The sequence below is a fragment of the Ruminococcus sp. AF17-12 genome, from assembly GCF_003479245.1.
In the GTDB taxonomy this organism is placed as follows: domain Bacteria; phylum Bacillota; class Clostridia; order Lachnospirales; family Lachnospiraceae; genus Blautia_A; species Blautia_A fusiformis.
Genome location: NZ_QUGY01000039.1, coordinates 1 through 675 on the forward strand (window position 1 = coordinate 1; position 675 = coordinate 675).

General features: G+C 47.7%; 1 protein-coding gene. It reads left to right on the forward strand.

Going from position 1 to position 675, the window contains the following annotated elements; translation table 11 throughout:
• Positions 1–675 (forward strand): ATP-binding cassette domain-containing protein (locus DWW77_RS17840; RefSeq protein WP_118609270.1); only part of this gene is annotated, 675 nt, incomplete at both ends.

The window sequence follows — 675 nt, forward strand, 5'->3', positions numbered from 1 at the left end:
GGTGGACTACCTTTTGATTTGTATGCTGCCCCTGTTCTGTGCAAAGCTGGCTAACTCGATTTTTGTAGACCTTACCAGTTATAAGAACCTGATGATCTCGAAAAACAAAATCTTGAGTGTAATGAATGAGCCGGAGGAAACTGGCAGCATGGAGCCGCTTCACACAGCTACCCATGAAATCACATTTGACAATGTAGATTTTGCATATGTTCCCGGTGAACCGGTACTAAAACACGCCACCTTTACGGTGCCAGATCAAAAGCTCACGGCCATTGTCGGAGACTCTGGCTCCGGCAAATCTACTATTTTGAACCTGATTGCAAAATATTATGAAGCAACGGGCGGGACGATTTCTATTGGCGGTAAACCCATTAACCATGTTGCCGCAGAGCGTGTACTGGAGCAAGTTTCTATGGTAGACCAGGACATATTTCTTTTTGACGATACCATCCGGGATAATATCCGACACGCTCGTCCTAATGCTACGGACACGGAAATCGAGGCTGCCTGCCGGGAGGCTAACTGTGACAGCTTCATCCGTAAGATGGAAAAGGGATACGATACGCCGACTGGCGAGAATGGAAATCTTCTCTCTGGCGGTGAGCGTCAGCGAATTTCAATAGCCCGCGCCATCCTGAAAAATAGCCCCATCCTGCTTTTGGATGAAGCAACAGC